This is a genomic window from Kitasatospora sp. NPDC036755 (genome assembly GCF_040636595.1).
In the GTDB taxonomy this organism is placed as follows: domain Bacteria; phylum Actinomycetota; class Actinomycetes; order Streptomycetales; family Streptomycetaceae; genus Kitasatospora.
Map to the genome: position 1 here is coordinate 1 of NZ_JBEZUT010000306.1, position 10295 is coordinate 10295.

The window sequence follows — 10295 nt, forward strand, 5'->3', positions numbered from 1 at the left end:
GTCCGCCCCGGGTACGGGCGCGGCCGTCGTGGGCGCGCTCGCCTGGGAGGCGGTCGCGGCGGGGGCGGTCGCGGCGGGGGCGGTCGTCGTGGGTGTGGTCATAGCGGGGTCACCACCAGGGTCGTGTTGTGGCCGCCGAAGCCGAACGAGTTGGACAGGGCCGCGCCGGAGCGGATCGGGCGCGGCGCGGTGTGCACGACGTCGAGGTCCAGGCCCTCTTCGGTCTTCTCGTGGTTGGCGGTGGGAGGGACGGTGCGGGCGTTCATGGCCTCGATGGCGGCGATCAGCTCGACGGCGCCGGCGGCGCCGATCAGGTGGCCGATGGCGCCCTTGGTGGAGGTGACCGGCACGCCGTGGGGGCCGAACACGGTGCGCAGCGCGGCGGCTTCGGAGCGGTCGTTGTGCACGGTGGAGGTGCCGTGGGCGTTGACGTGGGCGATGTCGGCGGGGGTGAGGTGGGCGTCGGCGAGGGCGGCGCGCATGGCGGTGACGGCGCCGGCGCCGTCGGGGCGGGGGTTGGACAGGTGGTAGGCGTCGGCGCTGGCGCCGTAGCCGGCGAGCAGGGCGTAGGGGGTGCGGGCGCGGGCGCGGGCGTCGGCGAGGCGTTCGAGGACGAGGAAGCCGGCGCCTTCGCCCATGACGAAGCCGTCGCGGTCGGTGTCGAAGGGGCGTGAGGCGCGGGCGGGTTCGTCGTTGCGCAGGGAGTGGGCGCCGAGGTTGCCGAAGGCGGCGAGGGTGACGGGGGTGAGGGTGGCTTCGCAGCCGCCGGCGATGACGATGTCGGCGCGGCCGCTCTCCAGGAGCAGGGCGCCGTGGCCGATCGCGTCGGCGCTGGAGGCGCAGGTGGTGGCGATGGTCAGGGCCGGGCCGGTCCAGTTCAGGCGCATGGCGATCTGGGCGGCGGCGGCGTTGGGCATGGTGACCAGGGGCATCAGCGGGGAGACGCGCAGGGGGCCGTGTTCGGTGTAGAGGGCGGATTCGCGGTCGCTGGTGGTGCGTCCGCCGACGGCGGTGCCCACGACGATGGCGCTGCGGGCGGGTTCGGGGCTGGGGTGGCCGGCGTCGGCGTGGGCGGCCAGGGCGGCGAGGGTGCCGTAGTGGGCGAAGGGGTCCAGGCGGCGGGCGTCCTTGGCGGGCAGGTGGGTGTGGGCGGGCAGGTCGGTGACGCGGCAGCCCAGGCGGACGCGGTGGCGGGTCAGGGCGGGGTCGGTCAGGGCGGTGGCGGTGGAGTGTCCGGAGGTGACGGTGTGCCAGAGGTCGGCGACGGTGTGGCCGGCGGGGCTGATGACGCCGAGGCCGGTGACGGCGATCGGTGGCCGGTGGTGGGGGGCCATGGCTTCGTCTCCTTCGCGTCGCACGCGGTCGGCCCGGCGGCGGGTACAGGGGGTGGGGCGGTGGGGTGGTGCTGGGCGGTACTGGGCGGTACTGGGCGGGGCGGTGGGGCGGTGGTGGGGTGGTCCTGGGCGGGGTGGTGCGGGGGTGCGGGGGTGCAGGGTGGGTCGTGGTGGCGGGGGTGGGTCAGATCAGGCCGGTCTGGCGGGCGGCGGTCAGGAACGCCTCGGCGGCGAAGTCGATGTCGGCGGCGGTGTGGCGGGCGGTGACGGCGATGCGCAGGCGGGCGAGGTCGTTGGGGACGGCCGGGGTGACGACGGGCAGGCCGATGACGCCGGCCTTGCGGCAGGCGGTGGCGTAGTCGTAGGCGGCGTCGTCGCTGCCGGCGATGACGGGCAGGACCGCGGTGGTGGAGTCCATGGTGGAGATGCCGGCGTCGTTGAGGCGCTCGCGCAGGCGCTGGGCCTGGGTCTGGGTGTGGGTGACGCGCTCGGGTTCGCGGCGCAGGATGCGCAGGGACTCCAGGGCGGCGCCGGTCTGGGCGGGGCCCAGGGCGGCGGAGAAGAGGAAGGGGCGGGCGGCGTAGCGCAGGTGGCCGATGAGGTCGTGGCTGCCGGCGACCCAGCCGCCCATGGAGGGGATGGCCTTGGAGAGGGTGCCGAGTTTGACGTCGACGCGGACCTTGTGGTCGAAGTGCTCCTCGATGCCGCCGCCGGTGGCGCCGATGACGCCCAGGGCGTGGGCCTCGTCGACCATGAGCAGGGCGTCGTAGCGGTCGCAGACCTCGCGCAGTTCGGGCAGCGGGGCGATGTCGCCGTCCATGGAGTAGACGCTGTCGACGATGACCAGGCGCACGCCGGTGGGGGAGGCGGCCTTGAGGCGGCGTTCGAGGTGGTCGACGTCGTTGTGGCGGAAGCGGGTGACGGTGGCTCCCGACAGGCGGCAGCCGTCGACGATGGAGGCGTGGTCGTACTTGTCGATCAGGACGGTGTCGCCCTGGCCGACGAGGGCGCCGACGGTGCCGACGTTGGCGGCGTAGCCGGAGCCGAAGACCAGGGCGCGTTCGCGGCGGGCGAAGCGGGCGACCTCGGCCTCGAGTTCCTCGTGCAGGGGGATGGTGCCGGCCAGGGCCCGCACGCCGTGGTTGCCGGTGCCGTAGACGTCGACGGCGGCCTTGGCGGCGGCCACCACGCGTTCGTCGCCGGCCAGGCCCAGGTAGCTGTAGCCGGACATCATGAGCAGGCGTTCGCCGTCGAGGTCGCAGTAGGCGCTGTCGCGTTCCATGGTGTAGGCGACGAAGCTGTTGCGCCGGGAGGGGTCGGATTCCAGGGCGGCCACGCGGGCGTTCGTCGCGGCCAGTTTCGGCTCCAGGCGGTGCCATGCTCCGGTGGCGTTCACGGGCGTTTCTCCTTCACGGCGTCACGGGTTTCCCCGGTTTCCACGGTTTTCGCGGCTTTCACGGGCGGGCGGCTTCCCGCGTGGAGCGGGCGGCTTCGGGGGTGTTTTCTCGAAGCGTTCACGCGGGCTGCTCAAGGATGGCTACATTTCTACGGCAGGCGGCGCAAGGCGTCCGCAATAGGCGCTTCGCTGGCCTGCGGGAAAGCTCTGACGTGCGGAAACATTGCGTCCACGACGCATTGACCGGCCGGTGGGTATGTTTCCGCAACCGGTGTTGACACCGCGCGATGCGGCGAATGTATGGTCGAAATCCGCCGAAACCGAACGGGTGGTCGGCGGATTTCTGTTCCGATCCGCAATTTCCCATGCCGACGGCCGGAACGGGCCGTTGCTTCCGCTTTGGCTCAAGGGGGTTGGAGCTCGTGTTGAAAGGCTTCAGGGAAGACGGTCCGGCCGGCAGATCGGGGGCCCGCGCATGCTGATCCGCCTCACCGGTCTGGTCGCCGTCGAGCACGAGGACGGCGCTCCGCAGCACCTGTCCAGCGCCCAGGCCCAGGTGGCGTTCGCCCGCCTGGTGCTGGAGCGCTCCAGCGGCACCAGCCGCGACCAGCTGGCCGACACCATCTGGCCCGACGGACTGCCCGACACGTGGGCGTCCGCGCTGCGCAGCGTGGTCTCGCGGGTGCGGGCGTTCGTCACCGCGCCCGGCCAGGGCCCGGGCGCGACGCCGCTGATCGCCCAGGGCGGGCGGTACGTGCTGCGGCTGCCCGCGGACGCGGCGGTGGACCTGGAGGCCGCGGCCTCCGCGGTCGGCGAGGCCGGCGAGGCGCTGGCGGCGGGATCCCACGCGGTGGCGCAGCAGTTGGCCGCGGGGGCGCTGGCGAACCTGCGCGGGGCGTTCTTGCCCGATCACGAGGGCGAGTGGGCGCAGGGGGTGCGCGAGCACGTGGAGGAGCTGCGCATCAGCGCGCTGGAGACGGCGAGCCTGGCGGCGTCCGCGCTGGGCGAGGAACACCACGCGCTGCGGTGGGCGGACGAGGCGGTGCGCCGCGCGCCGTTCCGTGAGAGTGCCTACCGGTGCCGGATGGAGGCGCTGGCGGCGTCCGGGAACCGGGCGGAGGCGCTGCGCTGCTACCAGCAGTTGCGTCAGGTGCTGGCCGAGGAGCTGGGCATCGATCCGGCGGCGGAGAGCCAGGAGCTGTACCTGGCGCTGCTGCGCACCCCGGTGCCGGCGGCGCCGGCGCCGGCGGCGGTGCGGGCGGTGGATCCGGTGCTGATGGGGATCTTCGAGCCGCTGGCGCTGGCGCGGCTGGCGCGTCCGGCCGGCGCCGGCGCCGTGGCGGCGGGGACCGGCGCCGGTCCGGGCGCGGGCGGCGGTTCCGGTGCCGCCGTCGGTGCCGGTGCCGCGGTCGGGGGCGTGGTGGCTCCGGTGCGCGCGGCCTGAACGCCCGTCACCTGCCCCGCGCGGTAAGCGCCGTGCCCCGCCGCTCCCCCGCCCGGCGGGGCACGGCGTTCGCGCGCACCGCGCCCGCCCCTGCGGTGGTGCCCGCCCGGGTGGTGCCCGCACGTGTGGTTCCCGTGTGCCGGATCCTGTGTGCCGGTCCCCGCGTGCCGGTGGGTGTCCGGTGGTGCGGGAGCGGCGGGGCGGGATCGGTGGCGGTGTCGTGGCCGCCGCGCCGCTCAGCGCCGCCGGCGGGGCGTGTTGCGCGGGTGTTGCGGTGAGCGTGGCGGACGGGTCGGGCATAGTAGCGTCGTGGGCGTGAAGTCGCGCGCACGGCGCGGTCTTTGGTCATCGGACGGACGGGGGTCGAGTGTTGGGAAGGGGTGGTGGGTGTGGGACGGGCACGCGTGGCGGCGCGGGTGATCGTGCACCCTGGTGTGGAGGACGTGAGCGTCCAGCAGGTGCTGGAGGCGCTCGCTGATCCGGCCCGCAGGACGGTGGTGCGCACGCTCGCGCACTCGGGAGCCGATCTCAGTTGCGGCTCCTTCGACCTGCCGGTGGGGCGTTCGACCTCCAGTCACCACTTCAGCGTGCTGCGCGAGGCGGGACTGCTGCGCCAGTACTACGTGGGGACCACCAAGATGAACGCGCTGCGCAGCGAGGAGCTGGAGCGGCGTTTCCCGGGTCTGCTGACGGCGGTGGTGGCCGCCGCGGACGCGGAGGCCGGGCAGCTGCTGCCCGGGCCCCGTACGGGGGTGTGAGGGGCCCCGGCGCACGGGGGCCCGGTGCGCGGGGGGGCCGGTACGTGCGGGGGCCGGGGTGCGGGGGGCCGGTGCGTGCGGGGGCCGGGGTGCGGGGGCGGGTCAGCCGGTGACGGTCAGGACGATCTTGCCGGTCCGGGTGCCCGCCTCGAGGCGGCGGTGGGCCTCGGCGACGGTGTCGAGGCCCTCGAAGACGCGGTCGATCACGGGGGCGAAGGAGCCGTCGGCCAGGCCCGCGGTGACGAACGCGTGGGCGCGGCGCAGGCGTTCGTCGTCGCGGGTCACCTCGTGCATGCCGTGGAAGCGGCTGCTGACGGGGCCGAAGGCGTCCTGGCCGGGCAGCGGGGCCTCGCGCGGGTCCAGGCGGCCGTAGACGATCGGGTGCCCGCCGGGGGCGAGGGTCTCGGCCAGGGCCGGGACGCCGGGTCGGGCCGACGGGATCCGGGACGGCGCGCACGCCGCGTGCGCCGGTCTCGGCCCGGACGCGGGCGGCCAGGTCGCCCCCGCCGGTGACGATCACCTCGGCGGCGCCGGCCGCCGGCAGGGCGGGGGCCATGGCGCGGGTGCGGGTGGTGGCGAGGGGGTGAACGCCCAGGCGGCGGGCGGTACGGATGGCGGCCGGGCCCGCCCCGCAGGCGCCGGCGGTAATCAGCACGTGGTCGCCGGGGCGCAGGTGGCCGTCCTCGGCCAGGGCGCCGCAGGCGGTGAGGCAGGGCATCCGCACGGCGGCGCCCTGGGCGGCGGTGAGGCCGGCGGGGTGGGGGACGGCGGCGCGGGCCGGGACCAGGACGCGGGTGCCGCAGACGCCGTAGTCGTCCCGGGAGAAGGCGGGCACGGTGTCGACGAGGCCGCCCGGGGCGAAGGCGGTGACGTCCCGGGCCGACGGCCTCCACGGTACCGGCGGCCCCGCGGCCCAGGCCCGCGGGCAGGCGCGGCCGCTCCGGGTGGGTGCCGGCGCGGAAGAGGGCCTCGGCGCGGAAGAGGCCGATCGCGGCGACGCGCCGGCGCGGTTCGCCGGGACCGGGCTCGGGCAGAGGCGTTCGCGCACGGTCAGGACCTCCGGCCCCCGGTGCTCTCGAAGACGACGGTCCCGGGCATGGCGGATCCCCCTTCGCGCGGTACGCGCCCGGCGGCGCGCGGGCGGCTCTCACCCGACCCCGGCGAGGCCCGGCCCGGCCCGTCAGACTTCGACGCCTGTCGGAACAGTGGGCTTATCGCCTTCTTCGCACGGGAGTTGACCGCACGTCAACGGGGAGAGTCCGGCCGGGCAGGGGGCGTAGGCTTGCCGTCCATGATCGACAGTGGGGAACGGGACGACCGGGGCCGGGAGCCGAACGACGGGCCGGGCGAGGGGCCGGACGACGGGTGGGAGGGCTGGGAGGGCACGCGGCGGTGGGTCCAGGGGCACCTCGCGCCCGGTGAGCGCCTGGGCGCGGTGGACGTGCTGCGCGGCGGGTGGACCTCGCGGATGCGCCGCCTGGAGGTGCGCCGGGACGGCGACGGGCCGCACCCCTCGCCGTCCGCGCTGGTACTGCGCTCCTTCGTCACACCGTTCTACCGCCGCCACGCCCCCGGGCTGCTGGCCCGCGAGGCGGCGGTGCTGCGCCTGCTGGAGGGCAGCGCCGTCCCCGCCGCGCGCCTGGTCGCGGTGGACGCGGCGGGCGCGGTGTGCGAGCACCCGTCGCTGGTGATGACCGCCCTGCCCGGACGGGTGTGCCTGGAGCAGGACGCGCACGCCCCCGCCCGCGCCCGTCTGCTGGCCGCGCAGCTGGCCGCCGTGCACGCGCTGGAGGTCCGCGAGGCGGACCGGCCGCGCGCCTGGCAGGCGTGGACGGCCCCCGAGCGGGTCGCCGTGCCCGAGGACACCGCCCGCCGGGCCCTGTGGGCGCGGGCGGTGGAGGTGATCGGCTCCCCCGCGCCCCCGTACCGGGCGTGCTTCCTGCACCGCGACTTCCACCCCGGCAACGTGCTGTTCGACACGGCCCCCACGCACGACGCGCGCGGTGCGCACGGTGCGCGGCCGGTCGTCACCGGGGTGGTCGACTGGGTGGAGACGTCCTGGGGCCCGGCCGACCTGGACGTCGCCCACTGCTCCACCGCCCTGGCCCTGCTGCACGGCCCCGCCGCGGGCCTGGCCTTCGCCGACCTCTACACCGCCGCCGGCGGCCGCGAACTCGCCGACGGCCGCGCCCACCTGTACTGGCGGCTGCTGGACGCCCTCGCCTTCGCCCCCGACGCCCGCAAGGTCGCCGAACCCTGGCGCGAGCTGGGCCGCACCGACCTGACGCCCGCCGTCCTGACCACCCGCCTGGAGGACTACCTCCAGGCCCTGTTCGACCGCTACGCCTGACCCACCGGGCGCCCCCGCCCCCTCCGGCCCGGGAACGGCGGGGACGGCGGGGACGGCGGGGACGGCGGGGACGGCGGGGGCGGCGCCGGGGCGCCGCGAGCGGCCCCGGGAACGGGAACCACGGCAGTCCCCCTGCGGCCGGAGCCACCACGGCGGGAGCAGCCGCAGGGAGTCGCCGGCGCCCTGCCCGGCGTCACCACGAACCGACGCCGTCCTCCCGGGCCGCTCCCCAGGCCCGGGAGGGCGTGCGGGGGGCGGGAGCCGGTCGCACATGCTGCGGTCGGCGTGCTCGGGGTGCCCGCGGCAAGTCGGCCTTGCCGGTGCCCTCGGACAAGCCGGGACGGGCAGAAGCGGACCTTGGGCGGCATCACCAGACCTCCGGCCTCCGGGAAGGTGGCCGCAGACCGCGGCGAGCGCCCCCGGGAGCAGGAAACACCGCGGGCGGCCCCGGGAACGGGAACGGGAACCACGGCAGTCCCCCTGCGGCCGGAGCCACCGCGGCCGGAGCAGCCGCAGGGAGTCGCCGGCGCCCTGCCCGGCGTCACCACGAACCGACGCCGTCCTCCCGGGCCGCTCCCCCGGCCCCGGCCGGGGCGCGACGTCGGCCGGGGCGGGAGCCGGTCGCGCGTGCTGCGGTCGGGGGCGTCCGTGGCGGGCCTGTTTCCTCCCCGGTTTCCTCCCCCGGCGTCGCGCGCGTGCCGCGCCGCCGCGTGGAGGTGCGGTGGCGCGGCACGCGTGGGTGCGGGGGTGCGGGGGGCGGGGTGCAGCGCGCACGGGTGCGGGGGTGCGGGGTGCGGGGGTTGGTGGGGTGTCAGGGGGTGGGAGTGCGGTGGGCGGGGTCGGTCTGCGGCTGCTCGGTCCGGGGTCGGGGTTCGGGTCGGGGGTCGAGGCGGCGGCGCCACAGGATGGTGGCGAGGGCGGCGGCGGCGAGGGCGGCGCCGGCCAGGGGCAGGTGGCGGGGGCCGGTGGTGGCGACGAGGGTTCCGCCGAGGGTGGTGCCCAGGGTGATGCCGAGGTTGGAGAAGGAGATGAAGAGGCTGTTGCCGAACTCGGGGGCGTCGGTGGCGTCGCGGGCGAGCCAGGTCTGGGCGACGGCCAGGCCGCCGGAGTGGACGGCGCCCCAGAGCAGGACGGTGGCGAGCATGGGCGCCGGGTGGGGGCCGGCGGCGTCGAGGAGGAGGTAGAGGGCGAGGTAGAGCAGGGGGTAGGCGGTGGCGGTGCGCAGGGGGTGGCGTTCGAGCAGGCGGCCGTAGAGGGGGTTGCCGGCGGTCATGACGATGCCGAAGGCCATCAGGGCGGGGCCGGTGAGGGAGGTGTCGAGGCCGGTGACGTTCTGCAGGTATTCGGCGATGTAGCCGTAGCCGCTGAACATGGCGGCGAACAGCAGGGTGACGGCGGCGACGGCCAGCCACAGCCGGGGGCTGCGCAGGATGCCCAACTGGCCGCTGTAGGTGGGGCGTCGGGTTTCCGGCAGGTCGGGGAAGAGGGTGAGGACGCCGGCGCAGGCGAGGAGGTTGAGGGCGGCGGCGCTCCAGAACGCGGCGGGCAGGCCCAGGTGGTCGGCGAGGTAGGAGGTGAGGGGGACGCCGAACGCGAAGCCGGCGCTGACGCCGGCGAAGACGGTGGTGGTGGCGCGGGCGGCCTTGCCGGGGGCGGCCAGGCGGGTGGCGGCGGTCAGGGCGAGGGCGAAGAAGACGGGGTGGAGCAGGGCGGGCAGGATGCGGAAGGCGAGGACGAGGGGGAAGGAGTCGCTGAGCGCGTAGACCGTGTTGGAGACGGCGAACAGGGCCAGTGCCGTGGCCAGGACGGTCTTTCGGCGCAGGCGGGAGGCGAGCAGGACGCCGGCGGGGCCGGTGACGGCGACGGTGAGGGCGAACGCGCCGACCAGCCATCCGGTGGTGGCGGGGGTGGTGTGCAGGCGCTCGGCCAGGGCGGGCAGGACGCCGACGACGCCCATCTCGGTGGTGATGATGCCGAACACGCCCAGGGCCAGGACCGCGACGGCGGCCCGGCCTGTGCGGGCGGGGGCGGTTGGGTACACGACGACCTCCATGAATAGACAAATCTAGATAGTTGGATGTGTTGGGGCGGAAGAAAAGGGGGCGCCGGGCGGGGCGCCCCCTGCGGGAGCGGGGGTGTGGCGCCGCGGACCGCGCCGGCGGCACGGACCGCGTGAACCACGCGGGCGGTTCAGGCGGTACGGACGGCGTGTGCGGTGCGGGTGGCGTGCGCGGTGCGGGTGGTGCGGGTGTGTCAGAGCTCGTCGCGCGCGTACGCGGCGAAGGCGGCGATGGTCTCCTCGTTGCGCCGGTAGAAGGTCCACTTGCCGACGCGCTCGGACACCAGCAGCCCGGCCTCGCGCAGGATCTGCAGGTAGCCGGAGACCACCGACTGGGACAGTCCCGAGAGTTCCTGGATGTCGGTGACGCACACGCCGATGTGGAAGCCGACGCCGCGCTCGCGGTAGTAGGCCTCGTCGAAGTGGCGCTCGGGCGTCTTGAGCCAGCGCAGGAAGTCCGCGCGCGCCGGGTTGGCGAGCGCCTTGTGCACGGCCAGCGGGTCCAGGTCCACCGCACACGCTCCTTCCGCCGTCCGGGCCCCCGAGGACGTATCCAATATTCTGGATACGTTGCCGGGGTGTCAAGGCGGGACCCGGGCCGCGGCGGACGACACCGCCCCGGGGCGGGCCGGACAGGGACGGGCGGGTCGGGTCGGGTCGGGTCAGTGGTACCGGGCGATCCGGACGAGGCCGCCGCGGGCGCCGTCCGGGACGGCGGTGGTCACCGGCCCGAGCGCGAGCGCGCCCCGGGTGAAGCACACCCCCGGGGCGCGCAGGCACCCGCACCCGCCACGCACCGCGTCCACGGCGTCCACGGCGTCCACGGCGCAGGAGTCGGCTGGGGCGCCGTCGGCGGCCGGTACGCCACGGCGGCGCACTACGGGCTGAACACCGTGGTGGTGACACCGATGGCGCTGGTCCTGCTGCTGCTCGGCGGGCAGAGCAGCGCCGCCG

The 10295-nt window shown here is 76.1% G+C and carries 8 protein-coding genes and 1 pseudogene; 4 read left to right on the forward strand and 5 right to left on the reverse strand.

The annotated features are described in order from the left end of the window. Nucleotides 1–98: 98 nt before the first annotated feature. Nucleotides 99–1334 (reverse strand): beta-ketoacyl-[acyl-carrier-protein] synthase family protein, encoded by a 1236-nt coding sequence (locus tag AB0E96_RS32555; protein WP_359829388.1) that lies wholly within the window; start codon nt 1332–1334, stop codon nt 99–101. Between the two features lie 184 nt (nt 1335–1518). Beyond that, entirely contained in the window at nt 1519–2730 is a 1212-nt protein-coding gene (locus AB0E96_RS32560; protein WP_359829389.1) for an aminotransferase class I/II-fold pyridoxal phosphate-dependent enzyme, read from the reverse strand. A gap of 475 nt (nt 2731–3205) precedes the next feature. Here AB0E96_RS32560 and AB0E96_RS32565 point away from each other — a divergent pair, with 475 nt between their 5' ends. Together AB0E96_RS32565 and AB0E96_RS32570 are read left to right on the forward strand one after the other, a co-directional pair. Beyond that, complete coding sequence (locus tag AB0E96_RS32565) at nt 3206–4174, forward strand: BTAD domain-containing putative transcriptional regulator (RefSeq protein ID WP_359829390.1); 969 nt, start codon at nt 3206–3208, stop codon at nt 4172–4174. A 389-nt stretch (nt 4175–4563) separates the two neighbouring features. Continuing rightward, nucleotides 4564–4932, forward strand: a complete 369-nt coding sequence (locus tag AB0E96_RS32570; RefSeq protein WP_359829391.1) for a helix-turn-helix transcriptional regulator — start codon at nt 4564–4566, stop codon at nt 4930–4932. Nucleotides 4933–5034: 102 nt separating this feature from the next. On the opposite strand, the gene AB0E96_RS32575 is transcribed toward AB0E96_RS32570, so the two are convergent. Beyond that, complete coding sequence (locus AB0E96_RS32575) at nt 5035–5373, reverse strand: zinc-binding dehydrogenase (RefSeq protein WP_359829395.1); 339 nt, start codon at nt 5371–5373, stop codon at nt 5035–5037. Nucleotides 5374–6223: 850 nt separating this feature from the next. On the opposite strand from AB0E96_RS32575, the gene AB0E96_RS32580 reads away from it, so the two are divergent. After that, entirely contained in the window at nt 6224–7282 is a 1059-nt protein-coding gene (locus AB0E96_RS32580; RefSeq protein ID WP_359829392.1) for an aminoglycoside phosphotransferase family protein, read from the forward strand. An 811-nt stretch (nt 7283–8093) separates the two neighbouring features. Here the strand turns inward: AB0E96_RS32580 and AB0E96_RS32585 are convergent. Then, nucleotides 8094–9323, reverse strand: a complete 1230-nt coding sequence (locus tag AB0E96_RS32585; protein WP_359829393.1) for an MFS transporter — start codon at nt 9321–9323, stop codon at nt 8094–8096. A 212-nt stretch (nt 9324–9535) separates the two neighbouring features. Next, nucleotides 9536–9853, reverse strand: a complete 318-nt coding sequence (locus AB0E96_RS32590) for a helix-turn-helix transcriptional regulator (RefSeq protein ID WP_359829394.1) — start codon at nt 9851–9853, stop codon at nt 9536–9538. Nucleotides 9854–10006: 153 nt separating this feature from the next. Here AB0E96_RS32590 and AB0E96_RS32595 point away from each other — a divergent pair. Then, nucleotides 10007–10295 (forward strand): annotated as a pseudogene (locus AB0E96_RS32595) (hypothetical protein); the annotation flags it as partial.